Annotated in this window: 30 protein-coding genes; 14 read left to right on the top strand and 16 right to left on the bottom strand. The window is 67.2% G+C overall.

What is annotated here, in order from left to right; translation table 11 throughout:
- Window positions 1-4: 4 nt before the first annotated feature.
- The 3 genes from NU688_RS12270 to NU688_RS12280 are packed head-to-tail and all read right to left on the bottom strand — an operon-like array spanning window position 5 to window position 3350.
- Window positions 5-1321 (bottom strand): sulfatase, encoded by a 1317-nt coding sequence (locus NU688_RS12270; RefSeq protein WP_257860885.1) that lies wholly within the window; start codon window positions 1319-1321, stop codon window positions 5-7.
- A 14-nt stretch (window positions 1322-1335) separates the two neighbouring features.
- Window positions 1336-2322, bottom strand: coding sequence for a Bug family tripartite tricarboxylate transporter substrate binding protein (locus NU688_RS12275; RefSeq protein WP_257860886.1), 987 nt, complete (start codon window positions 2320-2322; stop codon window positions 1336-1338).
- 38 nt (window positions 2323-2360) lie between these two features.
- Window positions 2361-3350 (bottom strand): tripartite tricarboxylate transporter substrate binding protein, encoded by a 990-nt coding sequence (locus NU688_RS12280; RefSeq protein WP_257860887.1) that lies wholly within the window; start codon window positions 3348-3350, stop codon window positions 2361-2363.
- A gap of 93 nt (window positions 3351-3443) precedes the next feature.
- Here NU688_RS12280 and NU688_RS12285 point away from each other — a divergent pair, with 93 nt between their 5' ends.
- From NU688_RS12285 to NU688_RS12295, 3 genes are all read left to right on the top strand, one after another.
- Window positions 3444-3959, top strand: coding sequence for a MarR family winged helix-turn-helix transcriptional regulator (locus NU688_RS12285; RefSeq protein WP_257860888.1), 516 nt, complete (start codon window positions 3444-3446; stop codon window positions 3957-3959).
- Between the two features lie 137 nt (window positions 3960-4096).
- The gene (locus NU688_RS12290) at window positions 4097-4420 is read left to right on the top strand and encodes a hypothetical protein (protein ID WP_257860889.1); all 324 of its coding nucleotides are present in this window, start codon (window positions 4097-4099) and stop codon (window positions 4418-4420) included.
- 135 nt (window positions 4421-4555) lie between these two features.
- Window positions 4556-5158, top strand: coding sequence for a Dps family protein (locus NU688_RS12295; protein ID WP_257860890.1), 603 nt, complete (start codon window positions 4556-4558; stop codon window positions 5156-5158).
- Window positions 5159-5184: 26 nt separating this feature from the next.
- Here the strand turns inward: NU688_RS12295 and NU688_RS12300 are convergent, their stop codons facing one another.
- Window positions 5185-5406 carry a hypothetical protein gene (locus NU688_RS12300; protein WP_257860891.1) on the bottom strand — a complete coding sequence of 74 codons (222 nt, stop codon included), beginning with the start codon at window positions 5404-5406 and terminating at the stop codon, window positions 5185-5187.
- Window positions 5407-5697 (bottom strand): hypothetical protein, encoded by a 291-nt coding sequence (locus tag NU688_RS12305; protein ID WP_257860892.1) that lies wholly within the window; start codon window positions 5695-5697, stop codon window positions 5407-5409.
- A gap of 173 nt (window positions 5698-5870) precedes the next feature.
- Between NU688_RS12305 and NU688_RS12310 the strand changes: the two genes are divergently transcribed.
- Both NU688_RS12310 and NU688_RS12315 read left to right on the top strand, forming a co-directional pair.
- Window positions 5871-6611 (top strand): Crp/Fnr family transcriptional regulator, encoded by a 741-nt coding sequence (locus NU688_RS12310; RefSeq protein WP_257860893.1) that lies wholly within the window; start codon window positions 5871-5873, stop codon window positions 6609-6611.
- A gap of 135 nt (window positions 6612-6746) precedes the next feature.
- Window positions 6747-7454, top strand: a complete 708-nt coding sequence (locus NU688_RS12315; protein ID WP_257860894.1) for a Crp/Fnr family transcriptional regulator — start codon at window positions 6747-6749, stop codon at window positions 7452-7454.
- A 23-nt stretch (window positions 7455-7477) separates the two neighbouring features.
- Here NU688_RS12315 and NU688_RS12320 read toward each other — a convergent pair whose 3' ends face one another.
- Window positions 7478-7732, bottom strand: a complete 255-nt coding sequence (locus NU688_RS12320) for a DUF1488 family protein (protein ID WP_257860895.1) — start codon at window positions 7730-7732, stop codon at window positions 7478-7480.
- A gap of 171 nt (window positions 7733-7903) precedes the next feature.
- On the opposite strand from NU688_RS12320, the gene NU688_RS12325 reads away from it, so the two are divergent.
- A complete protein-coding gene (locus tag NU688_RS12325) occupies window positions 7904-8566 on the top strand; it encodes a suppressor of fused domain protein (protein ID WP_257860896.1) in 663 nt (220 codons plus the stop codon).
- 6 nt (window positions 8567-8572) lie between these two features.
- Here the strand turns inward: NU688_RS12325 and NU688_RS12330 are convergent, their stop codons facing one another.
- The 6 genes from NU688_RS12330 to NU688_RS12355 all read right to left on the bottom strand — a co-directional run bounded on the left by NU688_RS12330 (window position 8573) and on the right by NU688_RS12355 (window position 16342).
- The gene (locus NU688_RS12330) at window positions 8573-10975 is read right to left on the bottom strand and encodes an excinuclease ABC subunit UvrA (RefSeq protein WP_257860897.1); all 2403 of its coding nucleotides are present in this window, start codon (window positions 10973-10975) and stop codon (window positions 8573-8575) included.
- 30 nt (window positions 10976-11005) lie between these two features.
- A complete protein-coding gene (locus tag NU688_RS12335) occupies window positions 11006-11416 on the bottom strand; it encodes a VOC family protein (protein WP_257860898.1) in 411 nt (136 codons plus the stop codon).
- Between the two features lie 10 nt (window positions 11417-11426).
- Window positions 11427-11897, bottom strand: coding sequence for a helix-turn-helix transcriptional regulator (locus NU688_RS12340; RefSeq protein ID WP_257860899.1), 471 nt, complete (start codon window positions 11895-11897; stop codon window positions 11427-11429).
- 64 nt (window positions 11898-11961) lie between these two features.
- A complete protein-coding gene (locus tag NU688_RS12345; RefSeq protein WP_257860900.1) occupies window positions 11962-13044 on the bottom strand; it encodes a mechanosensitive ion channel family protein in 1083 nt (360 codons plus the stop codon).
- Window positions 13044-15284, bottom strand: coding sequence for an FUSC family protein (locus NU688_RS12350; RefSeq protein ID WP_257860901.1), 2241 nt, complete (start codon window positions 15282-15284; stop codon window positions 13044-13046). The genes NU688_RS12345 and NU688_RS12350 overlap by 1 nt, the downstream gene beginning before the upstream one ends.
- Window positions 15284-16342 (bottom strand): inositol monophosphatase family protein, encoded by a 1059-nt coding sequence (locus NU688_RS12355; protein WP_257860902.1) that lies wholly within the window; start codon window positions 16340-16342, stop codon window positions 15284-15286. Before NU688_RS12355 ends, NU688_RS12350 begins: the two co-directional genes overlap by 1 nt.
- 130 nt (window positions 16343-16472) lie before the next feature.
- On the opposite strand from NU688_RS12355, the gene NU688_RS12360 reads away from it, so the two are divergent.
- From NU688_RS12360 to NU688_RS12375, 4 genes are all read left to right on the top strand, one after another.
- Window positions 16473-17216 carry an RNA methyltransferase gene (locus NU688_RS12360; RefSeq protein ID WP_257860903.1) on the top strand — a complete coding sequence of 248 codons (744 nt, stop codon included), beginning with the start codon at window positions 16473-16475 and terminating at the stop codon, window positions 17214-17216.
- Window positions 17217-17273: 57 nt separating this feature from the next.
- Window positions 17274-18065 carry a serine O-acetyltransferase gene (cysE, locus tag NU688_RS12365; protein WP_257861203.1) on the top strand — a complete coding sequence of 264 codons (792 nt, stop codon included), beginning with the start codon at window positions 17274-17276 and terminating at the stop codon, window positions 18063-18065.
- 40 nt (window positions 18066-18105) lie between these two features.
- Window positions 18106-18288: a hypothetical protein gene (locus tag NU688_RS12370; protein ID WP_257860904.1), complete on the top strand. Its 183-nt coding sequence runs from the start codon at window positions 18106-18108 to the stop codon at window positions 18286-18288.
- Between the two features lie 214 nt (window positions 18289-18502).
- On the top strand, window positions 18503-19744 hold the full coding sequence (locus tag NU688_RS12375) for an MFS transporter (RefSeq protein ID WP_257860905.1): 1242 nt from the start codon (window positions 18503-18505) through the stop codon (window positions 19742-19744).
- Window positions 19745-19848: 104 nt separating this feature from the next.
- Here the strand turns inward: NU688_RS12375 and NU688_RS12380 are convergent, their stop codons facing one another.
- Both NU688_RS12380 and cadR read right to left on the bottom strand, forming a co-directional pair.
- Entirely contained in the window at window positions 19849-20232 is a 384-nt protein-coding gene (locus tag NU688_RS12380) for a hypothetical protein (RefSeq protein ID WP_257860906.1), read from the bottom strand.
- 186 nt (window positions 20233-20418) lie between these two features.
- Window positions 20419-20892, bottom strand: coding sequence for a Cd(II)/Pb(II)-responsive transcriptional regulator (gene cadR, locus NU688_RS12385; RefSeq protein ID WP_257860907.1), 474 nt, complete (start codon window positions 20890-20892; stop codon window positions 20419-20421).
- Between the two features lie 71 nt (window positions 20893-20963).
- Between cadR and NU688_RS12390 the strand changes: the two genes are divergently transcribed.
- Window positions 20964-23249, top strand: coding sequence for a cation-translocating P-type ATPase (locus NU688_RS12390; RefSeq protein WP_257860908.1), 2286 nt, complete (start codon window positions 20964-20966; stop codon window positions 23247-23249).
- A 5-nt stretch (window positions 23250-23254) separates the two neighbouring features.
- Here the strand turns inward: NU688_RS12390 and NU688_RS12395 are convergent, their stop codons facing one another.
- Both NU688_RS12395 and NU688_RS12400 read right to left on the bottom strand, forming a co-directional pair.
- On the bottom strand, window positions 23255-23500 hold the full coding sequence (locus tag NU688_RS12395) for a hypothetical protein (protein WP_257861215.1): 246 nt from the start codon (window positions 23498-23500) through the stop codon (window positions 23255-23257).
- Between the two features lie 99 nt (window positions 23501-23599).
- Window positions 23600-24178: a carboxymuconolactone decarboxylase family protein gene (locus NU688_RS12400; protein WP_257860909.1), complete on the bottom strand. Its 579-nt coding sequence runs from the start codon at window positions 24176-24178 to the stop codon at window positions 23600-23602.
- Between the two features lie 118 nt (window positions 24179-24296).
- Here NU688_RS12400 and NU688_RS12405 point away from each other — a divergent pair, with 118 nt between their 5' ends.
- The 3 genes from NU688_RS12405 (at window position 24297) to NU688_RS12415 (ending at window position 25799) form a co-directional block, all read left to right on the top strand.
- On the top strand, window positions 24297-24620 hold the full coding sequence (locus NU688_RS12405; RefSeq protein ID WP_257860910.1) for a helix-turn-helix domain-containing protein: 324 nt from the start codon (window positions 24297-24299) through the stop codon (window positions 24618-24620).
- Between the two features lie 238 nt (window positions 24621-24858).
- On the top strand, window positions 24859-25341 hold the full coding sequence (locus NU688_RS12410; RefSeq protein ID WP_257860911.1) for a DUF4148 domain-containing protein: 483 nt from the start codon (window positions 24859-24861) through the stop codon (window positions 25339-25341).
- A complete protein-coding gene (locus tag NU688_RS12415; protein WP_374684643.1) occupies window positions 25338-25799 on the top strand; it encodes a DUF305 domain-containing protein in 462 nt (153 codons plus the stop codon). Before NU688_RS12410 ends, NU688_RS12415 begins: the two co-directional genes overlap by 4 nt.
- Window positions 25800-25801 lie beyond the last annotated feature (2 nt).

Consider the following 25801-nt stretch of genomic DNA (forward strand, 5'->3'; position numbering starts at 1 on the left):
AAGGTCAACGCTGCGGCATGTCCTTCACCGAGTAGCCCAGGCTCACCGTCGCATCCTCCGGAATCGCCGGCATCGTCGCGTTCCACGCGAGCCAGTCTTCACGCATCGCAGCCAACCGCCCGGGCTCTTTCTTGCCGAGGTTCGCGCGCTCGCGCTCGTCCGCCGGAATGTTGAACAGGTACTCGTTGCCGTCGACCTTCAGGTACTTCCAGTCGCCGTCGCGCATCGCTTGCTGGCCGCGATGGTTCATGCGCCAGTGCAGCGGGCGGCGGAAGCTCTGCTTCGCGTCCTTCAGCACGGGCATCAGCGACACGCCATCGAGCGGATACGCCGCATCGGGCTTCACACCGGCCGCATCGAGCATGGTCGCGGACCAGTCCATCGTCATGCACAGCTGCGTGCTCTCGCCGCCCTTGGCGATCACCGCGGGCCAGTGCGCGATCCATGGCACGCGGATGCCGCCTTCGGTCAGGTCCATCTTGCCGCCCACCAGCGGCCAGTTGTCCGAGAAGCGTTCGCCGCCGTTGTCGCTGGTGAACACCACGAGCGTGTTGTCGGCCATGCCGTGCTTCTCGAGCGCGGCCATGATCCAGCCGATGCCTTCGTCCATGTGATGAATCATGCGTCGGTACACGTGGATGTTGCCGCCAGCCAGGTCGAAGAGGTTGTCCTTGATGGCGGGCGCCTTCTCGGCGTCGTCGCGGGTTTCCCAGGGCCAGTGCGGGGCGGTGTAGTGCAGGCTGAGGAAGAAGGGCGCTTCTTGCTTGGCCATGCGCTCCACGTAGTCCACGGCGCGCTTCGAGAGCATGTCGGTGAGGTAGCCGTCTTCCTTCTTGTCCTCTTCGCCGAACCACAGATCGTGCTGGCCGGCGGAGTCGCAGTGGGTGAAGTAGTCGACGCCGCCCGACATGGGACCGAAGAACTCGTCATACCCCGAGCGCAGCGGCCCGAAGTGCGGCGGATAGCCAAGGTGCCACTTGCCGATGAGCGCGGTCTGGTAGCCGCCGGCCTTGAGCAGCGAGGGCAGCGTGGGGTGGTCGGTCGGCAGGCCCAGCGTGGTGCTGCCGCGGCTGCTGCTGCGGATGGGCTCTTCGGCCGCGCCGCGCAGGCGGTACTGGTAGCGCGCGGTGATCATCGCGAAGCGCGTGGGCGAGCACACGGGCGAGTTCGCGTAGCCCTGCGTGAGCTTCAGCCCGTTGGCGGCCAGGCCATCAAGCACGGGCGACACGGGGCCGAAGGCGGCATCGCGGCCGCCGTAGCAGCCGAGGTCGGCATAGCCGAGGTCGTCGGCGACGATGAAGATGATGTTGGGTCTGGTCATGTCTCTTGTGAAGTTCAGGGCTGGTAGCCGGATTTCTGGACGACCGGCGCCCACTGCGTCTTGTAGGCCTTCAGCATCGCGGCAGTCTGGGCCTGCGTGCTCACCACCGGTGTCATGCCCGAGTCCTTGAACTTGCGTTGGGTGTCCGGGTCCTGCATGACTTCGCGGATGGCGTTGGACAGGCGCTCGATCTTTTCCTTGGGCATGGTGGCCGGCGCGAAGAAGGTGTTCCAGCCGGTGGCCGAGAGGTCGAGCCCGGCCTCCTTGAAGGTCGGGATGTTCGGCGCGAAGGGCGAACGCTTCTCGCCCGAAATCGCCAGGATGCGCAGCTTGCCCGCGTTGTGCTGCGGCAGCACCACGTCTTCGGTGTCGATGGCAATGGGCACCTGGCCGCCGATGAGGTCGTTGAGCAGGGGCGCGGAGCCGCGGTAGCCGATCACCTGCGTCTGCACCTTGGCCTTTTCGCCGACCATGAGGCCGAAGAAGTGCGGCAGGCTGCCGGTGGCGGGCACGCCCACGTTGGCCTGCAAGGGGTTGGCGCGCATCCAGGCGAGCAGGTGGTTGAGCTCGCGCACCGGCAGGTGGGGCGAGACCGAGAGCGCGAAGTCGTAGGCGTTGACGTGCGACACGGGCACGAAGTCGCGCTCGGCGTCGTAGTTGTTGTCCTTGAAGACCAGGGGCGCGACCACCATCACGGCGGGGTTGGCGAGCATCAGCACGTTCTGGTTGGCGGGCGTGAGCTTGACCTGCTGCGCAGCGAGGCGGCCGCCCGCGCCGGGCTTGTTGTCGACGATGACGGGCACGCCCAGCTTGGCGCCCAGCTTCTCGCCGACGATGCGCGCCACGCGGTCGGTAGCGCCGCCGGGGGCGTAGCCGACGACGATGTGCAGGGGGCTGTCGAGCGTCTGAGCGCTCACGCCGGTGGCGATGGACGCCATGAGGCCGGCTGCGGCCAGCAGGCCGGCAAGGCGGCGGGTAATGGGTGGGTTGGGGCTCAGCATGATGGGGTTTCCTCCTCGTTCAATCGTTCAAATCGTGTTCAGTCGTTCGCCTGGAAATTCACGGCCTTCATGATGCCGGCCCAGCGAGTTGTGTCTTCCCGCATGGTCTTCAGAAGTGCTTCGCTGCCATCGGCGATCGGGTACATGCCGTTCTGCAGCAGGAGCTGTCGCACCTCGCGCGCGTTGACGGCGCGGGTGAGTTCAACGCGCAGCTTGTCGACGGTGGCCTGCGGTGTCTTCAGCGGCGCGTAGTACGCGAACCATGCGGTCGCCACCACGTCCTTGTAGCCGGCCTCCACGAAGCACGGCAGGTTGGGCATGAGCGGTGAGCGCTTCTCGCCGCTGGTGGCCAGCACCTTCACGCGGCCTGAGGGCAGCATCTGCTGCGCGCCGCCGATGGTGTCGAAGTACACGGGAATGGTGCCGCCCATCAGGTCTTGCCGGGCCGGCGTGGAGCCGCGGTAGGCCACGTGCACCATCTGGAGGCCAGCCGCGCGGTTGAGCATTTCGCCGAGAAAGTGCGAGGGCGTGCCCGCGCCGTAGGAGCCGAAGCTCAGCCTGTCGCCCTCTGCCTTGGCCCAGGTGATGAATTCGGGGAGCGTATTGGCGGGCACGTCCTTGTGCACGGTCAGCGCGAGCTCGAAGCGGGCTGCGTTCAGCAGCGGAACGAAGTCCTTCACCGGGTCGTACGAGAGGTTGCGGTACGCGCTCGGGAACATCGTCATCATGCTGGCCGTGCCGAGCAGCAGCGTGTGGCCATCGGGCGGCGCGGTCTTCACCGCCTCGACCGCGATGCGGCCCGCCGCGCCCGAGCGGTTGTCGATGATGAGCGGGCCGAGCGAGTCGCGCACCTGCTGCGCGATGGCGCGCGTGAGCACATCCTGCGTGCCGCCGGCGGGCACGCCGATCAGCACCTTGATGGGCTGGCCGGGCACGAAGCCCTGCTGCGCCCGAGCCATCGGCGCGAGGGCCAAGCTGCCCAGGGCTGCGAGTGCATGGCGGCGGTCGAAGGCAAGGCGGCTGGGCATGGTCGGTTCTCCGGGTTCTCGGTCGGTGGCGAACGACTTTAGAGACGCTACATTCGATTGATCTAATCAACCATCCCCCGGACTAACCCCCACATGCCTGCCGCCGCCGCGCCCCGCCGTCCGCTGGACGACCTGCTGCTGTACCGGCTGTCGCGGCTGCTCTCCGTGGCGGGGAGCATGGTGATCCGCCTGTGCGAAGGGCGCTTCGGCATCACGCGGCGCGAATGGCGGTTGATTGCGGTGCTGGCGAGCAAGGGCGAACTGGGCTCGTCGCAACTGGCCGAGCATGCGCAGCTCGACAGGGCGCGCACCTCGAAGGCGGTGGGCTCGTTGGTCGCAAAGCAACTGATCTCGCGCGTGGCCAGGGCGGGGGACCGGCGGCAGGTGCAACTGGGGCTCACCGAAGCGGGGCAGTCGCTGTACGACGAGCTCTTTCCGCTGGTGACGAAGATCAATGGCGACCTGATGAAGGCGCTGGATGCGGACGATGCGGCGCGCTTCGATGCCTCGTTGAATCTGCTTCAGGCGAAGGCCGAGCGGATGGTGGAAGAGGCGGTGTTGCCGAAGGCGGACCGGGGGCGGCGCGGTGCGGGCGGCGTTAAGGCATAGATCCGAAATCCAGCACGCTCACAAGAGCGGGTAGCCGGAAGCGGCCGTTCCTCACAGCCACGCAGATTTTCTGCCCGCGTGTATCCCTTGTGACTTAATTTGGGCTGCGACGATCAAGGCTTCGAGTCACCTGAGAAATGCCAGACACCATGCAATGCCCCGTTTGCAATCACCTCGGCGCGGCGACAGACGTTCGCTGCATTCAATGCGGTTCCACATTGATCCATGAGGCCACGGGCCACTCAGAAGGCTATCGCAAGGCCACTGATTACATGGACGCTCGCCTGTATGGCGGCATCGGCGCCTTCTTTGGCTTTGCCATCGTCGCAACGCTCTTGAAATTCATCCTGGTCTCGCCGTGGTTGAGTGACCGCGAGATATACGCCGTCGCCGTTGGCGGTGCGATTGCAGGGGGCGTGGCTGGTCGTTTGCTGTTGCGCGCAAAGCGTCGCGGGTATTGAAGGTTGTCCGGGGCGGGCCTTGCGTTGTCGTTCCGCCCCCGCACGAACACTGCCGACTCGCCTACGCACAGCCCGATTGACGGGTCCTACAAGTTGCTGATCGATTCCATCATCACCAACAGGAGTACACCCTCAATGGCAGCCTCGAAGACCACCAAACCGACAGCCCGCTCGAAGCAGCAGCAGGAAGTCAAACCCGATCTCGACCAGAAAAGCCACGAGACGCAGCGCTACGGCGAAATCGTCAAGCTGCCCAACGGCCTCTCCGAGAAGGTCTGCAAGGAAAGCGTGGCGCTGCTCAATCAGTGCCTGGCCGACACGATCACCTTGCGCGACATGTACAAGAAGCACCACTGGCAGGTGGTCGGCCCGACCTTCAACCAGCTGCACCTGATGTACGACCAGCACTACGAAGGGCAGGTGCTCCTGGTGGACATCGTGGCCGAGCGCATCCAGCTCCTGGGCGGCATCGCGCTTGCGATGGCGGCCGACATCGCCGAGACCACGAAGATCGCCCGCCCGCCGCGCGGTCGCGAGCCGGCACCGGTGCAGTTGCGCCGTCTTGCCGAGGCGCATGAACACATCATCGTGAACGCGCGCGAGGCGGCCGAGAAGGTCGACAAATCAGGCGACGCGGGCAGCAACGACGTGTTCGTGAGCAACGTGTTGCGCACCAACGAACTGCAGGTGTGGTTCCTCACCGAGCACCTGGTCGCTGCCTCGCCCGTCACGGCCTGAGTGCGGTTGTTGCCAAGCGTGCGCGGTCAGCCGCGCTGCCTGGCTGCGTTCAGCCCCTTGGCGGTGACGCGCATGACCGTCGCCTGCCCCGAGTAGACGCTGCGCCCGCGTTCGTGGAGAACGGGCGGCAGGTCCGCCTCGATCAACTGCGCGGCGCGAAGCACGTCGCACTTCTGGATGTCGGACTGGTCGTGCAGTTGCAGGGGCAGCCGCGCGCAGCACAGCTGGCCGAGCAGTTTCATCGGCATCTATATCCCCTCGGCCGAGAGCGGCTCGCGCCCGGCATCGCGGTGCGCGGGCGGGCAGGGCGGTGACGTCGGCTGGACGGCCATGAGGAGGCGCGCCCGCGTGGCGACGGCGTGGTTGTCGATATCGTTCGTCAGTGTCTCGTCGAGCAGCGGCAGCTTGCCGGCTGAAATCCGCATTCCCACTGCCCACACGATGGCGTCGTACAGCACCGGAGGCATCGTTCGCCCGTGCAGGTAGGCGCGCACGGCGGCGTCGGCTGCAAGGCCGGAGGGGGTCTTCAGAGGGGGCATGGTGTTCTCCAGTCGATGGAGGCTCTGAAACCGACGCTACTCAACAAGCGTCCGGCGCACCGTTCGCCAGCGCACGTTGGCCGTCAAAAAAAGCTGCGCTTCTATGTGCGGCATCGCACAGACGCCAAGGCATCGGCCGCAGAATGATCGAAATTTTGGAATCCCATTCCGCCATGGCCCTGTCCCAGTCCTTGTCTTCTCCGCGCGCAGCCGTGGCGCGCAACAGCCTGCTGGAGGTCATGCCGCCAGAGGTGCGGACGGGCCTCATGCCGCTCCTGGAACTGGTGCCGCTCAAGCTGGGCGAGGTGCTCTACGAATCGGGCGTCGTCCAGCAATACGTTTACTTCCCGACCGACTGCATCGTTTCACTGCTCTACGTGCTGGAGAACGGGCAATCGGCCGAGATCGCCGTCGTCGGGTTCGAGGGGATGGTGGGTGTGTCGCTGCTGATGGGCGGGGGCAGCACGCCCAACCGCGCGGTGGTGCAGAGCGCGGGCCACGCATTCCGGCTGAGCGCGAGCCATATCAAGCAGCTCACGGACAACGGCGGGCCGCTCCTGCACCTGCTGCTGCGCTACACGCAGTCGCTCATCACGCAGATGTCGCAGACGGCGGTCTGCAACCGCCACCATTCGCTGGAGCAGCAGCTGTGCCGCTGGCTGCTGCTGAGCCTGGATCGCCTGCCCGGCAACGAGCTGGTGATGACCCAGGAGCTGATCGCCAACATGCTCGGCGTGCGCCGCGAAGGCGTGACCGAAGCGGCCGGCAAGCTGCAGCGCCTGAACCTCATCAAGTATTCGCGCGGCCACATCACGGTGCTGGACCGTCCAGGCCTGGAGACGCAGGTGTGCGAGTGCTATGAGGTGGTCAAGCGCGAGACGGATCGCCTGCTGCCCCGCCAGCCTGTGGCCTGAGCGGCGCCTGAGCGGTGCCTGAGCGCGGCGGCCGCGCCGCACTCGGTGCGCCTGCGCACAGACGCGCAGAGGGTGGTCGGCAACAATGCGCCCGGTTGCGCATTTCCGCGCTCGTTCTTCCCAACAGGCGGTTCCGTGACACCAGACCCGCTTCGCCCCGTTCTCAATCGCCTGCTCGAGGCGCTACCGCTCACGGACAAGGCGCATTTGCTCGAACGCTGCGACAGCGTGGAGCTGGCCGCGGCGCAGATCCTGTACGAGCCGGGCGACGTCATTCATCACATCCACTTTCCCACGAGCGCGTTCGTCTCGCTGGTGTCCACCGTGGACGGCCACGACGGCCTGCAGACGGGCATGGTGGGCAACGAGGGCGCGCTGGGCTACGAGCTTTCGCTGGACGTGCAGAGCGCGCCCTTGCGAGCACTGGTGCAGGGCCCGGGCATGGCCTGGCGCCTGACGGCGCAGTCGTTCGCGCAGGAGCTCGCGCAGAACACGATGCTCAAGCGCATCCTCAACCGCTACGTGTGCGTGCTCTTGATGGAGTTCGGCCGCTCGGGCCTGTGCAACCGCTTCCACCAGATCGAGGAGCGCCTGGCGCGCTGGCTGCTGACCACGCAGGACTGCGCGCACTCGGCGCACCTCGCACTCACCCATGAAGTGCTGGGCCGCATGCTGGGCGTGCGGCGGGTCGGCATCACCAATGCGGCAACGGCGCTGCACACACGCCGGCTGATCGACTATCGCCGCGGGGTCATCACCATCACGGACCGCGAAGGGCTGGAGAACGCGGCGTGCGATTGCTACCGGGCCAACCGCCGCGGCTACACGCATCTGATCGCATAACTGACGGTTGGTGGGCGCGTTGTTTACGCGGGAGCGCGCAGGTCGTTCTCGCGCAGCATGATGGGCGCCGTGGAGCCCCCTGCCAGCCGGCGCCGCACGGCCGCATCGAACTCCTCGATGTGCTGGCCGTAGGTCTCGAGCGGGTCGGCGTTCTCGGCGGTGCGGTAGTGGTAGCGCAGGACTTCCCTTCCGATGCTCGCGTTCACGTCCTGGCCCTCCACCGTCACCGAAAACCTGACCGTGCCCGAAGCGTCGTGAAAGAAGGGAGCGTCAGCCATGGCGTGGCTTCGTGTGTGTCAAGGAGGTTCCTTTGAACGGATGCGCAGGAAGAGGCCCGCGTCGGACCACTCTAGTCCTTTCGTTGGGTGGTGTCTGTCAGCTCTCACGCCTATGCTCTTGCCGGCGCAAATACACCGGCGCGCAGAGACACCGACCAGAAGGAGAAGCCGATGAGTTCCATGGAAGAAGTCTGGGCGTACCGCGAGGAGACGCTCTACCCGCAGTTGTTCGGCGAGAAGCGCAGCGGCATCTACGTGCTGGACTTCGATGTTTTCTCGTCGCTCGGCGCCGAGGACATCGACCCGGCCTGGCTGCACCTGGGCGTGTTCGAGTTCGAGCCGACGCCCGCGCGCAACTCGTGGCTCTACGTCACCTCGGGCGGATCGACGCCCTGGGAAACGGAGCCCGATGAATACGACCCCGAGGACTATTCATGGCTCGGCTCCGAGCTGGTCATCGAGGTGCATTCGCAGCCCGAGGACCAGTGGGCGATCAAGCTCCTGCGCCGGGTGCTGGCCTTCAACGTGTTGCTCGCACACGGGCGCTTCGGAGAAGACAAGCCGTTGCTCGACTACGGCGACCGGATCCCGATGGGCGATGTGATCCGCGAGAAGGGGGCCGTGGGCCTGCGCAACATCGTGCTGGCTGAGCCGAAGCACTATCCCGCCACGGCGCAACTGGCCTCGGGCAAGTTCGACTTCCTGCACGTGGTGGGCATCACCGATTCCGAAAAAGACTGGGCCAAGGCGCACAGCTCCGAGGCGCTGGTGCGCCTGCTCGAAGTGCATGGCGGCTTTCCGGTGACGGACCCGGGGCGCAAGGCCGTCGTCTGAACCTGCTCAGTTGCCCACGTACGCCGCGAGGTGCTTGCCCGTTAGCGTCGCGCACGCCTTCACCAGCTCGGCCGGCGTGCCTTCGAACACGATCTTCCCGCCGTCATGCCCCGCGCCGGGCCCCAGGTCGATGATCCAGTCCGCATGCGCCATCACCGCCTGGTGGTGCTCCACCACGATGACCGACTTGCCCGCATCGACCAGCCGGTCGAGCAGGCCGAGCAGTTGCTCTACATCGGCCAGGTGCAGGCCGGCGGTCGGCTCGTCGAGCACGTAGACGCCGCCCTTCTCGGCCATGTGCGTGGCGAGCTTGAGGCGCTGCCGCTCGCCGCCTGAAAGCGTGGTGAGCGGCTGGCCGAGGCTCAAGTAGCCCAGGCCGACATCGGCGAGCCGCTCGAGGATGGCGTGCGCGGCCGGGGTGCGCGCATCGCCCGTGCCGAAGAACCCGGTGGCTTCGGTGACGGACATCGCAAGCACTTCGCTGATGTCGCGCTTGCCGAGCTTGTGTTCCAGCACCGAGGCGTGGAAGCGCTTGCCTTCGCATTCCTCGCAGACCGTGGCCACGCCGGCCATCATCGCGAGGTCGGTGTAGATGACGCCCGCGCCGTTGCAGGCGGGGCAGGCGCCTTCGGAGTTGGCGCTGAAGAGCGCGGGCTTCACGCCGTTGGCCTTGGCGAAGGCGTTGCGGATCGGGTCGAGCAGCCCGGTGTAGGTCGCGGGGTTGCTGCGCCGCGAGCCGCGGATCGAGCCCTGGTCGACCGACACCACGCCCGCGCCTGCAGGAATGGACCCATGCACCAGCGAGCTCTTGCCCGAGCCCGCCACGCCGGTCACCACGACGAGCACGCCGAGCGGCACATCGACGCTGACATTGCGCAGGTTGTGCGCCTTCGCGCCACGGATCGGCAGCTTGCCGGTGGGCGTGCGCACCTTCTTCTTGAGTGCGGCGCGGTCGTCCAGGTGCCGGCCGGTGAGGGTGGTGCTGGCACGCAGTTCATCGACCGTGCCCTCGAAGCAGATGGTGCCGCCCGCCGAGCCCGCGCCGGGGCCGAGGTCCACCACGTGGTCGGCGATGGCGATGGCCTCGGGCTTGTGTTCCACCACGAGCACGGTGTTGCCTTTGTCGCGCAGCCGCAGCAGCAGCTTGTTCATGCGCTGGATGTCGTGCGGGTGCAGGCCGATGGTGGGCTCGTCGAACACGTAGGTCACATCGGTGAGCGAGGAGCCGAGGTGGCGGATCATCTTCGTGCGCTGCGCCTCGCCGCCCGAGAGCGTGCCCGAGGGGCGGTCGAGGCTGAGGTACCCGAGGCCGATTTCCACGAACGAGTCGAGCGTGTGCGCGAGCTTCTCGAGCAGCGGCGCGACCGAGGGTTCGTCGAGGCCGCGCACCCACACGGCGAGGTCGCTGATCTGCATGGCGCAGGCATCGGCGATGTTGATCTTCTTGATCTTGGAAGATCGCGCGCCTTCGCTCAGCCGCGTGCCGTTGCACTCGGGGCAGGTGCTGAAGGTGACCGCGCGTTCTACAAAAGCGCGGATGTGCGGCTGCATCGCATCGACGTCCTTCGCGAGAAAGGACTTCTGCACCTGCGGAATCAGCCCCTGGTAGGTGAGGTTGATGCCATCGACCTTGATCTTGGTCGGCTCCATGCGGAGCAGTGCATCGAGCTCTTTCTTGGTGAACTTGCGGATCGGCTTGTCGGGGTCGAAGAAGCCGCAGCCGTTGAAGATGCGGCCGTACCAGCCCTCCATGCTGAAGCCCGGAATGGTGAGCGCGCCTTCGTTGAGCGACTTGCTGTCGTCGTAGAACGCCGTCAGGTCGAAGTCGGTGACCGCGCCCCGGCCTTCGCAGCGCGGGCACATGCCGCCTGTGCGGTTGAAGGTCTGCTTCACGGTCTTGCTCGCGCCGCGCTCCACGGTGATGGCGCCGGTCGCCTTCACCGAAGGCACGTTGAAGGCGAAGGCACTCGGCGAGCCGATGTGCGGCTTGCCCAGGCGGCTGAAGAGAATGCGCAGCATCGCGTTGGCATCGGTCGCGGTGCCGACCGTGGAGCGCGGGTCGCCGCCCATGCGCTCCTGGTCCACGATGATCGCGGTCGTGAGGCCGTCGAGCACGTCGACCTCGGGCCGCGCGAGCGTGGGCATGAAGCCCTGCACGAAGGCGCTGTAGGTCTCGTTGATGAGCCGCTGCGACTCCGCGGCGATGGTGCCGAACACCAATGAGCTCTTGCCCGAGCCGGAGACGCCGGTGAACACGGTGAGCCGGCGCTTGGGCAGCTCGACGCTGATGTCCTTCAGGTTGTTCACGCGCGCGCCCTGCACACGGATCATGTCGTGGTGGTCGGCGGCGTGGGGCTTGGTCTCCGGCGTTTGCTTCGGCGTGTCCTTCTTCGGGGCTTTGCTGCTCATCAGGTCTCCGTCGTTTTCTTGTAGTGCGGGTCAGCGCAGTTGCTGGATGCGGATCATGTTGCCCGCCGGGTCGCGCACCGCGCAGTCGCGCACGCCGTAGGGCTGGTCGGTCGGCTCCTCGACGATCTCGGCCTTGCCGGCCTGCAGTTTCGCGAAGGCGGCAGCGAGGTCCTTGGTGGCCAGGAGGATCGTCGCGTAGGTGCCCTTGGCCATCATCTCGGCGACGGTGCGGCGCTCGTCGGCGGTGATGCCGGGCGTGGCGGTCGGCGGATACAACACGATGGAAATGGCGGGCTGGCCTGCTGGGCCGACCGTGATCCAGCGCATGCCTTCGTAGCCGACGTCGTTGCGGACTTCGAAGCCGAGGGTGTCGCGGTAGAAGGCGAGGGAGGTCTCCGGGTCGGTGTGCGGGAGGAAGCTCGAGTGGATGGTGATGTCCATGGCAGTGGTGCTAGGTAGTGGATTGAGGCGCCGATGCTAATTCCGGAGTTGGGTCCGGCGCTTCTCGATTCCTGATCGGTCGCGTCACCTGCCGGGCCACACACGACGGAATGCCCTCGGTCGTGTTCGCGTCCTGCCGCCGGTAGACACCGGGCGGCACGCCCACCAGCTCGGTGAAGCGGGTGGTGAAGGTGCCCAGCGATCCGCAGCCGACCGAGAAGCACACGTCGGTCACGCTCATGTCACCGCGGCGCAGCAGCGCCATCGCGCGCTCGACGCGCCGCGTCATGAGGTAGGCGTAGGGCGGCTCGCCGTAGGCGATGCGGAACTGGCGGCTCAGGTGGCCGGCCGACATGCCCGCGTCGCGCGCGAGCGTCTCGACATCCAGCGGCTGCGCGTAGTCGCGGTCGATGCGGTCGCGCACGCGGCGCAGCCTGGCAAGGTCGCGCAGGTGCTGCGCTTCGGTGGGTCTGCTGGTCATCCGCGGGATCGTGCCATGGCGCACCGAAGTGCTCAAGCCGGCCCCGCGTTGCGCGGGGTTGTTGTCAGGCCGCGGCCGGACCCTGGACGTGTGCCGCCGCGGTCATCGCCGGATCGGCCTCGACGCGCATCTTCGGCAGGTGCTGCGGGTACTCGCGCTGCATGAAGTCGATGAGGCCTTCGCGCACGCTGCAGCGCAGGTCGAAGGCCAGGCCCGAGGTGGCGGCGGTGCAGAGCACGCGGACCTGCATCGTGCGCTCGGTGGCGTCGGTCACGCGCAGGTTGAAGAAGCGGCCGTCCCATTCGGGCGCGGCCTTCACGATGCGCTCGGCCTCTTCGCGCAGCGGCGCGAGCGGCATGCCGTAATCGACATAGATGAACACCGAGCCGAGCAACTGCGCGGAGTGGCGCGTCCAGTTCTGGAACGGCTTCTCGATGAAATAGGTGAGCGGCAAGATCAGGCGCCGGTCGTCCCAGATGCGCACCACCACGAAGGTGCCGGTGATCTCTTCGACACGGCCCCATTCGCCCTCGACCACCAGCACGTCGTCGATGCGGATCGGCTGCGCCAGCGCGATCTGCAGGCCGGCGATGAGGTTGCTGAAGACCGGCTTGGCCGCCAAGCCAGCCACGATGCCGATCACGCCGGCCGAGGCCAAAAGGCTCGCGCCGACCTGGCGCGCGCCCGGAAAGGTCATGAGCATCATCGCGCCGCCGGCCACGATGACCACCGACATGGCAGTGCGCGCGAGCACGCGGGTTTGCGTGAGCACGCGGCGCGCCTGCAGGTTGTCGGCCACGTCGGAGGGGTGCTGCGCCAGCACGCCGTCGGCGAAACCGCTGATGGCGCGCACGATGAGCCAGGTGGTTGCGGCGATGAGCAGAAGGCCGTTCAGATGCCGCACGCCGGCGATGAAGCGCAGGTCGTCGGGCGCAGCCTGGAAGATCAGCAGCAGCGCCACCAGCGGCAGCGCGAGCCGCGCCGGCGCGTTGCAGTTGATCACCATCGCGTGCACCGCGGGCGCGGGCCGCGTGATGCGCTTGAGCACGAGGCCGCCGATGCGGTGGACCAGAAGAGCGAGCGGAACGGCGACGAGGACGGCAAGCCAGGTGCCGAACCAGGGGTGGGCAAGGATCTCTTGGGTCATCAGGCGGTGGTGCTCGTTGTGGCTTCTGTTGTCTCGTTCAGGGGTTGGAGAATGCGCGCCGCGTCGTCGCGCAGCTGCGTGGCCAGGGCCGTCGCCAGGTCGAGGCGGCGCAGCAGCCAGGGGCTGATGTCGTTGTCGAACGGGTCGGGCAGGGGAATCGGGCCGCCCACGGCGGTGGAGCCCGGGCTCTCGGGTTGAGAGGGGCCGGTGGTCGGTGTGGTTCCGATCGCGGCCTCGATGCGCTGCGCTGTGCGCGCGAGCGGGCCCTCGACCTCGCCCGGCGTGAGGCGGTCGCGCCGCAGCACCAGCATCGATTTCACGGCGCTCAGCTGCGCGAGCATCTGGTAGCTGTGGGCCTGCAGGTGTTCGAGCGGCTCCAGCGGCGGCTGCACCGCGCGCGGCTCGGACAAGGCGCGCTGCGTGGCCTGCACCAGGGCCGAGAGGCTGTCGAAAGCCTCGCGGCGCGCGAGCCGCCATTCGAGTTCGGGACTGCTGTCGATGGCCTGCAGTTGGCCAAGGCCGAGCGCAAGCCGCGCATGCCGCGCCTGCGCGGTGAGCACGCGCGCCACCAGCGCCGGGATCTGCGTGCGCTCCCACGAGGGCAGCACATAGCAGAAGCCCCAGGCGAGCGCGGCGCCGATGAGCGTGTCGGCGATGCGCTCGAACAGCGCGAAGATGGGCGCGGTGCCGGTGTTCAGCATGTGCGCCTGCACGAGGCCGAGCACGGTGGCCGCCACCGCGGTGATGAGGTAGCGCCGCACCGCGAAGCTGTGGGCAATGGCCTGCGAGACCGTCACGATCAGCAGCAGCATCAGCGCCGAGGGGTGCGCCGAAAGCAGCCCCACCGCGAGCACGCAACCGAGCAGCGTGCCGGCCACGCGGGCGTTGCGCCGCTCCAGCGTCTGCGAGAGGCTGCCGCGCAGCACGACCACGATGGTCAGCAATATCCAGTAGTCGTGCGAGCCCCAGGGCATCGACACCGCAATGCCGTAGCCGGCCGCGATGGCGAGCGCCGCGCGAATGGCATGGCGCAGCGGCGGCTGGTCCCAGCGCCACAGCGTGAAGAAGGGGCGCCACGTCCAGTCGGTCGGGCTCACGAAAAGCTGCCAGTTGGCGCGCACCACCGCGAGGTTGGGCTCGGCATCGCCGCGCGCCATGGCCGAGAGGCGCAGCACCTCGTCGTTGATGTGGCCGATGCGGCTGGCGAGGCCGCGCGCGAGCATCGCGGCCGTGGGGCCGGGGTGGCCGTGGTGGTGCTCGTCATCGGCCGAGACGTGGATGGCCGCGAGCCGCGGGCGACGGTCGGTCACCGGGTCGGGGTGGCGGCGCAGCAGGAGCGCGTCCGCGAGGGCGATGGTTTCGTCGGAAAGCTCTTCGAGCACGCGGCGCATTTCGATCAGCGCGTCGGCGTGAGCCGGGTGGGCCAGGAGCGCATCGAGGTCGAGCTCGCTCGCGAGCAGCTGGTCGCGCATCTCCAGCACGATCACCAGCATGGCGGCCAGGCGCTGGCGGCGCGGCGTCCGGGGCGATTCGAGCACGATGTCGCGCGTGGCCTGCAGCTGGTCGGCCAGCGCGGCCTGCTCACGCAGCAACTGGCCGAGCACCGGGGCGGGGGTGTCGCGGATGTCGCGGGTTTCGTCCTGCGGGGTGAACTGGCCGGCCTCGGTGCGCATGAGCGCGGCCAGCGAATAGAGCACGTCGGCCACCGACTGGGTGCGAAAACGCCCGTTCAGCGCGAGGTTGGCGAGCGTCGCCCAGATCACGTATAGGCCCGCGCCCAGCCCGAAGTGCCAGGTGCGCAGGATGGCCTCGGCCATGTCGACCGGCGCGGGCGTGGCCATCGAGAAGACCATCGAGAACATCACCGCGATGGCGATGGGAATGCCGCGCTTGCCCCAGGCCATGGCCAGGAAGGCCATGAAGGTGGCGGGCACCAGCAACAGCCCGAGGCGGATGGGCGCGGTGTGCAGCATCTGCACCGCGAAGAAGAGCGGCAGCCCGATGAGCGGCGCCGGCAGCATCTGGAAGAACTTGCCGCGGCGCGGGCCGGGCAGGTCGGGCGGCGCGGTGACGATCACGCCCGTGGCCGCGGCCGACGCGGCAATGGTGCCGAGCCAGAGATGCACGCCACCCGAGATGAACAAGAGGCCGAGCGCGACGGTGAGCCCGCTCGCGACATAGTGGCTTAGCGCAATGCGCAGCGCGGCGCGGAACCGGTCGGCGGCGCGGGGGCCGAACATCACTTGGCGGAAGCGTCGCCCTCGGAGGGGCTGGCAGGTGCTTCACGGCGGATGCGCGTGAGCTTGCGCTGCACGGGCTTGGCGGCCACGGCGGGTGCTTCGCCATTGGCCGATTCAGCCGATTCGTCGGCGAAATCGACCACCGTGCTGCGGGCGTAGAGATCGACCGAGGCGTCGTCGGCGTTCGACTTGGTCGAGGCCGACACGGCGCGCACGCGGTCGCTGGCGCGCAGCTTGTCGTCCACGTTGGCGAACTTCGAATACTTGGCGAGCAGCGGCACGATCTGGCCGTAGATGCGCGGGGCGCCGGCGAGGCACTCGCGCTGTTCGAGGAAATCGGGCTCGCCCGTGAAGTTGCCGATGAGGCCGCCGGCCTCGGTGACCAAGAGCGAACCCGCGGCCACGTCCCAGGGGTTGAGGCCGGTTTCGAAGAAGGCATCGGTGAAGCCGGCCGCCACGTAGGCGAGGTCGAGCGCCGCGGCGCCGGGGCGGCGCAGGCCGGCCATGCGGGGCATCATGTCCGCCATGATGGCCAGGTACTGCTTGAAGTTGTCGCCGCTGCGGAACGGAAAGCCGGTGGACACCAGGCACTCGCTCAACTTGGTGCGCTTGGAGACGCGGATGCGCCGGTCGTTCATGTAGGCGCCGCGGCCCTTGGTGGCGGTGAAGAGGTCGTTGCGGCTCGGGTCGTAGATGACCGCCTGCTCGATCTTGCCGCGCACCGACAAGGCGATCGACACGCAGTAGACCGGGAAGCCGTGGATGAAATTGGTGGTGCCGTCGAGCGGATCGATGATCCAGACGTAGTCGGAGTCTTTGGCGCCGTATTCGGTGCCCGATTCTTCGGCCAGGATGCCGTGCCCCGGGTATGCGCCAAGCAGCGTTTCGATGATGACCTTCTCGCTGGCGTGATCGACTTCGGTGACGAAGTCGTTGACTTGCTTTTGCGAGATGCGCACGGACTCGACGTCGAGGGCGGCGCGATTGATGATGGCGCCGGCGGCGCGTGCGGCCTTGACGGCCACATTGAGCATGGGATGCAGGTTGGGGGACGACATTCTGGATTGTGAGAAGAACGGTGGGAGTGGTCCCCAAAATGCAATCTTGGCGACCCTGCGACCCGGCGATGCGGGCGGCGAGAATCGGGCATTTTACCGGCTCCGCCCCGTTAGTGTCTCCAAACCCCCCATGCGCACCCGTTTCATCCTGATCCAGACCAGCCACGCAGGCAATGTGGGCGCCGCCGCCCGCGCCATGAAAACCATGGGTTTCGACGACCTGGTGCTGGTGGCGCCGCGCTGGGCCAACGTGCTGCGGCGGGAAGAAACCATCCAGCGCGCGAGCGGCGCGCTCGACGTGCTGACCAACGCCCGCATCGTCGAGACGCTGGACGAGGCGCTCGACGGCGTGACTCACCTGTGCGCCACCGCCATGATCCCGCGCGACTTCGGCCCGCCGACGCGTACGCCCCGGGAGCACCTGGAGCCCCTGGTGAAGCAGGGGGATGCGCAGCATGTGGCCTTCCTGTTCGGCTCGGAGCGTTTCGGCATGCGCAATGAAGACGTCTACCGCTGCAACGTTGCCCTGAGCATTCCGACGGACCCGAAATTCGGCTCGCTCAACCTGGGCGCGGCCATCCAGGTGGTGGCCTACGAATGGCGCCTGGCGCTCGGCGGGTATGAGGTGCGCGACGCCACGGCCCCCGTGCAGGCCGCCGATGCGCAAGCGGTGGCAGGCATGCTCGACCATTGGGAGCGTTCGCTGGTGGACATCGGCTTTCTCGACCCGGCCGCGCCCAAGAAGCTGATGCCGCGGCTGCAGCAGCTGTTCAACCGGGCCCAGCCGACGCCCGAGGAAATCCACATCCTGCGCGGCATCGCCAAGGCCATGACGGATGCGGCCAAGGCCCCCAAAGGTGGCTCGGGCGGCTAAAACCCCATCGAAAGTACGCGAAGACACCGGGCTTTAGACTGCCCGCCCACTATCGATATAACGACAACAAGGGCAGCGATGTTTTCTCGACTGCGCGCCGACATCCGGTGCATCCTCGAACGCGACCCGGCCGCCCGCAGCGCCTGGGAAGTGATGACGGTCTACCCGGGCTTTCACGCCGTGGTGCTGCATCGCTGGGCGCACGCCTGTTGGACGCATGGATTCAAGTGGCCCGCCCGCTTCATCGCGCACTGGGCGCGGTGGATGACCGGCATCGAGATCCATCCGGCCGCAAAGGTCGGCGAGCGGGTGTTCTTCGACCATGCCATGGGCGTGGTGGTCGGCGAGACGGCCGAGATCGGCGACGGCTGCACCATCTACCAGGGCGTGACGTTGGGCGGCACCTCGCTCTACAAGGGGGCCAAGCGGCATCCGACGCTCGGGCGCGACGTGGTGGTGAGCGCGGGGGCCAAGGTGCTGGGCGGCTTCATCGTCGGCGATGGCGCAAAGATCGGCAGCAACGCGGTGGTCATCAAGCCGGTGCCGGCCGGAGCGACCGCGGTGGGCATTCCCGCACGCATCATCCCGTCCAAGACCGGCGAAAGCGCCGACGTGTCCGCACCGCAGAAGTTCTCCGCCTACGGCATCACGCAGGACGACGACCCGCTGAGCCAGGCCCTGCGCGGCCTGATCGACAACGCATCGGGCCAGGAACACCAGATCGCGCTGCTGTGGCAGGCGATCGAGAAGCTGTCGGCCCATCCGGGCACCAAGGATTGCGTGCCCGGGGATGCGGCGCGTGACGAGAGCTTCGAGGCGGAGAAGTTGACGCAGCTGGTGGGGAAGTAGCGCGGCTTCGGCCTCCTGCGCGCAGGGAACGCCTTCAAAGATGCTCGATGTCCTCGTTTCACCTTGGTCGTGCATCGGTGCCGTGGCTGGCTTGCTCATCGCGATGTTGATCCACTGGGCAGCGCCAGACGCTGACGCCGTCCAGGCTGGCGCATGGCTGGTGGGCATTGGTTGGGTTGCTGGCCTGGCGTGGGACCTGCTGAGCAAAGAGAGCGCCAAGTAGGCGCATTCGCTGCGCCCGGCCATTCATCTCATCGATGGGCTCCCGGCGGTTGTGGCGGCTGGACCCGGAGCGGCCGCAAGGATGCCGGTGGTCGTCGGATATCGATGGCGCTGAGTTCCCGAGCGCCTGCAGAGGTCGGACATCGGCGAGACAATCGCGGCGCTTTTGCTTTGCCCACCCGGCGCGCGGTGGCAAGAAACCGACCTCTCTCCCCATGTCATCCCCGCCCGCCGTTTCGACTTCGACCCCCACGCCTGCGTTCTCCCTGTGGCGCATCGCCATACCGGCTTTTGCGCCCTCGCTGCTGTTCGGATTGGGCGAGGGCGCCATCCTGCCGATCGTGCCGCTGACGGCGCGCGACCTGGGCGCTTCCGTGCCCATCGCCGCGCTGGTGATCGCGATGATCGGGATCGGTTCGCTGTTCAACAACATCCCGGCTTCGATGATCACCATGCGCTGGGGCGAGCGCTGGGCCATCGTCGCGGCGGGTGTGTGGAGCGGCCTTGGCATGCTGCTGTGCGTGCTGACCTCGCACCTGGGCCTGTTCGCCACGGGCTGCTTCATGGTTGGCATGTCGCAGGCGGTCTACAACCTGGCGCGCCAGAGTTACATGACCGAGGCGGTGCCCATCGAATACCGTGCGCGGGCGCTGTCGACGCTGGGCGGCGTCATGCGCATCGGCATGTTCGTGGGGCCCTTTCTCGCGGCTGCGGCGGTGCATGCCTTCGGCCTGTGGGCCGCCTATGTGGTCGGCATCGTGGCCGTGATGGCGGCCGCGGCCATCGGCGCGCGCATCCCCGACCTGGAGGCGCCGCCGGTCCCCGCCGGGCAGGCAGCACCCGCCTCGACTTCCATCGTCTCGACGCTGCGGGATCACCGCCATGTGTTCCTCACGCTCGGTATCGGCGTGGTCCTGGTCAGCGCGGTGCGCGCTTCGCGCCAGGCCGTGATCCCGCTCTGGGCCGACCACCTGATGCTGGCGCCCTCGGTGGCTTCGCTGATCTACGGCCTGGCGGGTGGCATCGACATGCTGGTGTTCTATCCGGCCGGCAAGGTGATGGACAGGAAAGGCAGGCGCTGGGTCGCGGTGCCGTCGATGCTGATCATGGGACTGGCGATGCTGCTGATGCCTCTCACGACCGGCGTTGTGACGCTGCTGATCGCTTCACTGGCGATCGGTTTCGGCAACGGCATCGGCTCGGGGATGATCATGACCCTCGGCGCTGACCATTCGCCGCGCCATGGACGTGCGCACTTTCTGGGCATATGGCGTTTGATGTCCGACATCGGGTCTTCGTGCGGGCCGGCACTGCTGTCTTTGCTGGCGGGTGGCTTGTCGCTTGCTGCGGGGATCGCCGTGACCGGATTGATCGCCTTTGCTGCGGCGGGGACGTTGGCGTATTGGATTCCGCGGCATGCGAATGCGGGTGGCAAGGGAGCAGGTGTGACGAGGTAGTCCGCGAGCTGCTCGGCGCGAGATGGCTGAGACGTTGCTGTTTCGATTCGGTCTTGCGCGGATGGGTACTATCGAAATAGCGCACCGTCAATCACGCAGCGCAGTTAGAGCACGTGCACGTCATGCAAAGTGGCGACATACTCACTCCCGGAGAGATAGAACTCGAACTGCGCGGTGAGGTCGCTCAAGAGGCCATCTAGCGGAAGGGCGTAGTCGACGGCATAGCCAGTTCCGTCATCAAACGCAATCACCGAAACTCGTAGCCCCTGGTTCAGACATTGAGGTGCGATCACCTTCGGCTCGCGGCCGTGGCCGTACTCGACAAGGGTTTGGCGAAGATCCGCGCTGGACCAGCGAATGCCGTAGTGGTTTGGCGCCTCGACAAGAGACATTGCGCCGTCCCAGTCCCCGGCGGCGAGCTTTTCGACCCAAGACTCGACATAGCGAATGAGTAGAGGCTCGATGTCGGGCGAACGAGGTACGGGCATGGCTAGAGCGGTGTCGCGTTTGGAGCGTAGGGGGGAAGGTCATTCTGCCTTTCTCGTGAGAACGTCCGCTTTCGGGCGCTTGCAAGGTCCGCTTTAGTCCCAGAGCGCTCCACCCCAACACACACCCTATCGGCAGGAAAGCCATCGCGCAGACCAACCGACGACCACGTCGGTACACCTCCCCCCTCAACCCGATCGCTTCCCCGCCGCGTTGTGCAGCGACCCATGCACATGCCCCGCGTGCTGCCCGAAGCTCTCCGGTGCAAGGGCAGCGGTGTCCAGTTCCTGCAGGATGCCGCAGGCGCTCGCCGACTCCGGCCCGCAGCACTGCAGGCGCAGCGCCTTCAATTGCTTTTCCAGGGTCTTCAGTTCGGAGATGCGCGCGGCCACGTGGCCGATGTGGTCGTCCAGCAACTGGTTGACCTCGCCGCAATCGTCCTGCGGGGCATCGCGGAATTTCAGCAAACCGCGGATCTCGTCGAGTGTCATGTCCAGCGAGCGGCAGCGCCGGATGAAGCCCAGGCGCTGGGCGTGTTCGTCGTCGTAGATGCGGTAGTTGCCGTCGGTGCGCGCGGGCTCGGGCAGCAGCTGCTCGCGCTCGTAGTACCGGATGGTTTCGACCGGCGTGTTCGTGACCTTGGCCAGTTCTCCGATTTTCATGATGCGGCAAATCCAGAAGTGGAAATTCAGCGTTTGACTCTACACCTGCTTCAGGGTTTCCAATTGCCTTCATGACGAACCAGAACGCCCTGAAGCCCGTGACGCCGGCCCTGCATCACGACCACGACCATGGTCACGATCACTCGCATGGACCTGTGCATGCCCATGCCCATGCCGAAACGGCCTGCTGCGGCAACCCTGTCTGCGGTTCGTCGGCCACCGTGGACGCCACCGACATCCCCAAGGGCGCCTTGCTCTTTCGCATTCCCACGATGGACTGCGCGGTCGAAGAGTCCGAAATCCGCCGTGCGCTCGAGCCGGTGGCCGGCATCCAGGGGCTGCGTTTTCGCCTCGGCGAGCGCACGATGGCCATCACGGCCGACGCTGGCGCGCTGCCCCGGGCGCTCGATGCGATCCGCAAGGCAGGCTTCAAGCCCGAGCCTGTCGGCGACACGGCAACGCCGGCCGCCCCTGCGCGCATCGCTGGAATGAGCACAGGCCTCGCGCGCCTCGTCGCCGCTCTGGTGCTGGCCATCGCGGCCGAGTCGATCTCCTTCCTTGCCTTCGACGGCATGGGCTTCATGGCCGCCGAGATGGTGCTTGCGCTTGCAGCCATCGGGCTGGCCGGTCTCGATACCTACAAGAAGGGCTTCGGCGCGCTGGTGCGCGGCCGCCTGAACATCAACGCGCTGATGGCCGTCGCCGTGACCGGTGCCTTCGTCATCGGCCAGTGGCCTGAGGCCGCGATGGTGATGGCGCTCTATGCGATTGCCGAGCTGATCGAGGCCCGCGCCGTGGACCGTGCCCGCAATGCGATCCAGAGCCTGTTGGCGCTCGCGCCCGAACAGGCCGAAGTCAAGCAGCCCGACGGCAGCTGGCAGACCGTGATGGCCGACACCGTGGTGCTCGGCGCCGTCGCACGCATCCGCCCCGGCGAGCGCGTGCCGCTCGACGGCGTGGTGACCGCGGGCCTGAGCGCCATCGACCAGGCGCCGGTCACGGGCGAGAGCATTCCGGTCGACAAGACCGTGGGCGACCCGGTCTTCGCGGGCACCATCAACCAGACCGCCGCGCTGGAGTTCCGCGTCACGGCGGTGGCGGCCAACACCACGCTTGCGCGCATCATCCACGCGGTCGAAGAGGCGCAGGGAACGCGCGCACCCACGCAGCGTTTCGTCGACAGGTTCGCCGCCATCTACACGCCCGCGGTCTTCGTGCTGGCGCTGGCGATCGCGCTGTTCACGCCGCTCTTCATGGACTGGACCTGGCTGCAGGCCATCTACAAAGCGCTGGTGCTGCTGGTCATCGCCTGCCCGTGCGCGCTGGTGATCTCGACGCCCGTCACGGTCGTGAGCGCGCTCGCATCGGCCGCGCGGCGCGGCATCCTGATCAAGGGCGGCACCTACCTTGAAGAGGCGCGCAAGCTGAAGGCGGTGGCGCTCGACAAGACCGGCACCATCACCGAAGGCAAGCCGAAGCTCGTGGAATCGACGCTGCTCGATGCATCGGGCAACGAGGCGGCGGTGTTCGCGATTGCGGCAAGCATCGCGGGCCGCTCGGACCATCCGGTGTCGAAGGCCATCGCCGAGGGCCTGAAGGGCGAGCGCGAAGAGGTCGGCGATTTCACCGCGCTGCCGGGGCGCGGCGTGCAGGCCGTGCTTTCGGGCCAGACCTACATGCTCGGCAACCACCGGCTGATCGAGGAGAAGGGCCTGTGCACACCGACGCTCGAAGCTGAGCTCAAGCGCCATGAAGAGGCGGGCCGCACTGTGACCCTGCTTGCATCGAGCCAGGCCGTGCTCGCGCTGTTCGCCGTCGCCGACACGATCAAGGAATCGTCGCAAGCCGCAGTGGCCGAGCTGCGCGCCCTGGGTGTCGTGCCGGTGATGCTCACCGGCGACAACGCCGCCACGGCAAAGACCATCGGCGCCCACGCCGGCATCGAGGACGTGCGCGGCAACCTGCTGCCCGAGGAAAAGCTCGGCGCCATCAAGGCCATGCAGGAGCGCTACGGCGCGGTCGCGATGACCGGCGACGGCATCAACGATGCACCGGCGCTCGCGCAGGCCGACATCGGCTTCGCCATGGGCGGCGCGGGCACCGACACCGCGATGGAAGCGGCCGACGTGGTCATCATGAACGACGACCTGCGCCGCATTCCCGAGACCATCCGCCTCTCGCGCCGCGCGCATGCGGTGCTGTGGCAGAACATCTCGCTCGCGCTCGGCATCAAGGGCATCTTCTTCGTGCTCGCGGTGTTCGGCAGCGCGACGATGTGGATGGCGGTGTTTGCCGATATGGGCGCGAGCCTCCTGGTGGTGGCGAACGGGCTGCGGTTGATGCGGGCCGAGAAGTAGGCGCGCTACGCGTCGCTCTTGGGCAAAGGACTGGTGGCGGGCGTACCACGCGTTTCGAGCGCGGCGGCGATGCGTTCGAGATTGGCGTTCATGCGCCGCGTCTCGGCGATGTGGTCCGACAGATAGTTGCGCACCTCCTCGAAGTATTGGCCTTGCTTGAGGCCGCCGCTGCGGCGTATGAAGAAGATCCAGACGCCGATGAGGAGCAGCATGGGCCCCCAGCTGATCACGAGTTGTACAAATGTTTGCATGTTCTTTCCGGGGCGTGAGACGTGATGAAGGGGGCTCGGCGAATGCCGCAGGCAGTCAGCCGCGATGCAGGTTATCGCATCGCGGCTGGCGGCTGGCCTTCACCAACGCGCCGCCCACTTCTCCAGCGGCACGCGCGCCGCATTGCACACGTAGCTCACCGCGTGGTACCAGCCCGCGATCATCATCAGCTCGATCAGTTGCGCGTGGTTCCAATGTTCGACGAGCGATTGCCAGAGCGCGTCGTCGATGTCGCTGCGGTCGTGCAGCTGGTCGACCAACTGCACCAGCAGCCGGTCGCGCGGCGCGAGTTGCGCCACGTCCTCATCCGCGGCCGCCATCACGCGCCGGTCGACCTCGTTGAACCCGGCTGCATCGGCGAAGGCCGCAACGTGCACGCCCCATTCGTACTCAGCGCCGCAGCGGGCGCACGCGCGCGTGATCACCACCTCGCGATCGCGCAGGCTGACGGCCGCCTTGCGACCCAGCAGGTAACGGCCCAGCCCCAGTGTTCGCTCGGCGAGCTCCGGGTTGATGGCCAGCACGCGGAAGAGCGCGAGGATCTCGGGCCTTCCGGGCGGGTTCATTCGCGTGAGCAAGTCGGCAATCGGTTCGGGGAAGGGTGCTTCGAGCGGTGGAATGCGAGGTGTGCGAGCGCTTGGCCAGGCGGCAGTCGTCATGGTCGGAATCCTTCGTAGAATGCGTTGAAATCGCTACGGAAATCGTAGCGATTTGGCGCAGTCTATCGCTACGAAATCCGTAGCGCAAGAGAAGCTATTCGATCACCGAAAGCACGACATGGACAACGAAGAAGCAGCCGCCTCGCAGCCCACGCCCACCGTGGCGCGGCGGCCCATCATGCGGCTCCTGGAGCAGCTGGGCCGCAAGGGCACGCTGCGCATCCTGTGGGAGCTGCGCGATGGCTCGCCGCAGAGCTTCAGGGCGCTGCGCACGAGCACGGAGGACATGTCGCCCTCGGTGCTGAACGACCGGCTCAAGGAGTTGCGCGCGGCCGGCATCGTCGAGCTCTCGGGCACGGGCTACGTGCTCACCGAGTCGGGCGGCGAACTCGTCAAGCGGCTGACGCCGCTCAACCAATGGGCCAACCGCTGGTTCGAATAACCCGAACGGGCCAGGGAAGACGGCCCCTGTATTTCATCTGCAATCGTTCCCGCTTCATCTGAATCGGCCGCGGCGCGCGCGCAATCCGTGCGCAACGCGCGCTTCTCAAAGTAGAGCCCGAGACAAGCACCACTCCCCGGTGCCTAGATCACCCAGTGTTGGCTCGGGGCCTGCCGGACGCGTATCTGCCGGCGCACCCCTTCTACTTTTTCAGATGCGCATCTAGAAGGAAACGATCATGAAGAAACTCAATGCCGCCATGGCTGCCCTTGCCGCCACCCTGATGCTCACCGCCGCCGGCGCCGCCTCGGCCCAGAGCCTGACCCGCGCCGAAGTTATCGCGCAACTGAAGGCGGCCCAGGCCAGCGGCCAACTGGCTGCACTGACGGGCGAAGACAGCGGCTCGGCCTACCTGTCGCGCCATTTCCAGTCCAGCGAACCGCGCGCCGAAGTGAAGGCCGAGCTGGCACAGGCCAAGGCCGATGGAACCCTCGGCGTGCTGGTCGCCAGCGACAGCGGCTCGGCTTATCTCTCGCGCAACTTCAAGTCGACCGAGCCGCGCGCAGAGGTCAAGGCCGAGCTGGCCGCGGCCGAGAAGAGCGGTCATCTCGACGCGCTCTACGGCGAAGACAGCGGCTCGTTCTTCCTCGCGCATGGCGGCAACGCCGTGGCGACGAACAGCGCCGTCGCGATGGCCGCGCCGCAGAACGCAGGCCAGTGAGCCCCACATCCCTGCGCCGGAAGCGCGGCATCGCGCTGGCGGCCGTGGCGGTCGCAGCGCTGGTCGCTGCTGCGGGCGTGCTGCCCGCGGCGGCCGACTCGCTCGCCGCCGCCTTCGCGGCCGAGAACGACGCTGCCATGAACCGGATGATGGCCGCGATGGAGATCAAGCCCTCCGGCGACGTCGACCGCGATTTCGCCGCGATGATGATCCCGCACCACCAGGGCGCGATCGAGATGGCGCAGGCCGAGTTGCGCTATGGCCGCAACGAGCAGCTCCGCCGCATCGCGCAGGAAATCATCGTCGAGCAGCAGCAGGAGATCGCGGCGATGCATCTCGCGCTCGGCCAGCCGCTGCCGCCCTCTGTCGCAGCGCCGACCCAGGGGCTTCCCGCCACCCACACAACAACATCCATGCCGCATCAGCACCCGATGCCCGGCATGCGCATGGACCGCTGAGA

The organism is Variovorax sp. ZS18.2.2, from assembly GCF_024701975.1.
Taxonomy (GTDB): domain Bacteria; phylum Pseudomonadota; class Gammaproteobacteria; order Burkholderiales; family Burkholderiaceae_C; genus Variovorax.

What these genes read in the sequence shown, in the direction of transcription:
- NU688_RS12270 (WP_257860885.1), bottom strand. Translation starts at nt 1,321, where the DNA reads ATGACCAGACCCAACATCATCTTCATCGTCGCCGACGACCTCGGCTAT.
- NU688_RS12275 (WP_257860886.1), bottom strand. Translation starts at nt 2,322, where the DNA reads ATGCTGAGCCCCAACCCACCCATTACCCGCCGCCTTGCCGGCCTGCTG.
- NU688_RS12280 (WP_257860887.1), bottom strand. Translation starts at nt 3,350, where the DNA reads ATGCCCAGCCGCCTTGCCTTCGACCGCCGCCATGCACTCGCAGCCCTG.
- NU688_RS12285 (WP_257860888.1), top strand. Translation starts at nt 3,444, where the DNA reads ATGCCTGCCGCCGCCGCGCCCCGCCGTCCGCTGGACGACCTGCTGCTG.
- NU688_RS12290 (WP_257860889.1), top strand. Translation starts at nt 4,097, where the DNA reads ATGCCAGACACCATGCAATGCCCCGTTTGCAATCACCTCGGCGCGGCG.
- NU688_RS12295 (WP_257860890.1), top strand. Translation starts at nt 4,556, where the DNA reads ATGGCAGCCTCGAAGACCACCAAACCGACAGCCCGCTCGAAGCAGCAG.
- NU688_RS12300 (WP_257860891.1), bottom strand. Translation starts at nt 5,406, where the DNA reads ATGCCGATGAAACTGCTCGGCCAGCTGTGCTGCGCGCGGCTGCCCCTG.
- NU688_RS12305 (WP_257860892.1), bottom strand. Translation starts at nt 5,697, where the DNA reads ATGCCCCCTCTGAAGACCCCCTCCGGCCTTGCAGCCGACGCCGCCGTG.
- NU688_RS12310 (WP_257860893.1), top strand. Translation starts at nt 5,871, where the DNA reads ATGGCCCTGTCCCAGTCCTTGTCTTCTCCGCGCGCAGCCGTGGCGCGC.
- NU688_RS12320 (WP_257860895.1), bottom strand. Translation starts at nt 7,732, where the DNA reads ATGGCTGACGCTCCCTTCTTTCACGACGCTTCGGGCACGGTCAGGTTT.
- NU688_RS12325 (WP_257860896.1), top strand. Translation starts at nt 7,904, where the DNA reads ATGAGTTCCATGGAAGAAGTCTGGGCGTACCGCGAGGAGACGCTCTAC.
- NU688_RS12330 (WP_257860897.1), bottom strand. Translation starts at nt 10,975, where the DNA reads ATGAGCAGCAAAGCCCCGAAGAAGGACACGCCGAAGCAAACGCCGGAG.
- NU688_RS12335 (WP_257860898.1), bottom strand. Translation starts at nt 11,416, where the DNA reads ATGGACATCACCATCCACTCGAGCTTCCTCCCGCACACCGACCCGGAG.
- NU688_RS12340 (WP_257860899.1), bottom strand. Translation starts at nt 11,897, where the DNA reads ATGACCAGCAGACCCACCGAAGCGCAGCACCTGCGCGACCTTGCCAGG.
- NU688_RS12345 (WP_257860900.1), bottom strand. Translation starts at nt 13,044, where the DNA reads ATGACCCAAGAGATCCTTGCCCACCCCTGGTTCGGCACCTGGCTTGCC.
- NU688_RS12350 (WP_257860901.1), bottom strand. Translation starts at nt 15,284, where the DNA reads ATGTTCGGCCCCCGCGCCGCCGACCGGTTCCGCGCCGCGCTGCGCATT.
- NU688_RS12355 (WP_257860902.1), bottom strand. Translation starts at nt 16,342, where the DNA reads ATGTCGTCCCCCAACCTGCATCCCATGCTCAATGTGGCCGTCAAGGCC.
- NU688_RS12360 (WP_257860903.1), top strand. Translation starts at nt 16,473, where the DNA reads ATGCGCACCCGTTTCATCCTGATCCAGACCAGCCACGCAGGCAATGTG.
- NU688_RS12370 (WP_257860904.1), top strand. Translation starts at nt 18,106, where the DNA reads ATGCTCGATGTCCTCGTTTCACCTTGGTCGTGCATCGGTGCCGTGGCT.
- NU688_RS12375 (WP_257860905.1), top strand. Translation starts at nt 18,503, where the DNA reads ATGTCATCCCCGCCCGCCGTTTCGACTTCGACCCCCACGCCTGCGTTC.
- NU688_RS12380 (WP_257860906.1), bottom strand. Translation starts at nt 20,232, where the DNA reads ATGCCCGTACCTCGTTCGCCCGACATCGAGCCTCTACTCATTCGCTAT.
- cadR (WP_257860907.1), bottom strand. Translation starts at nt 20,892, where the DNA reads ATGAAAATCGGAGAACTGGCCAAGGTCACGAACACGCCGGTCGAAACC.
- NU688_RS12390 (WP_257860908.1), top strand. Translation starts at nt 20,964, where the DNA reads ATGACGAACCAGAACGCCCTGAAGCCCGTGACGCCGGCCCTGCATCAC.
- NU688_RS12395 (WP_257861215.1), bottom strand. Translation starts at nt 23,500, where the DNA reads ATGCAAACATTTGTACAACTCGTGATCAGCTGGGGGCCCATGCTGCTC.
- NU688_RS12400 (WP_257860909.1), bottom strand. Translation starts at nt 24,178, where the DNA reads ATGACGACTGCCGCCTGGCCAAGCGCTCGCACACCTCGCATTCCACCG.
- NU688_RS12405 (WP_257860910.1), top strand. Translation starts at nt 24,297, where the DNA reads ATGGACAACGAAGAAGCAGCCGCCTCGCAGCCCACGCCCACCGTGGCG.
- NU688_RS12410 (WP_257860911.1), top strand. Translation starts at nt 24,859, where the DNA reads ATGAAGAAACTCAATGCCGCCATGGCTGCCCTTGCCGCCACCCTGATG.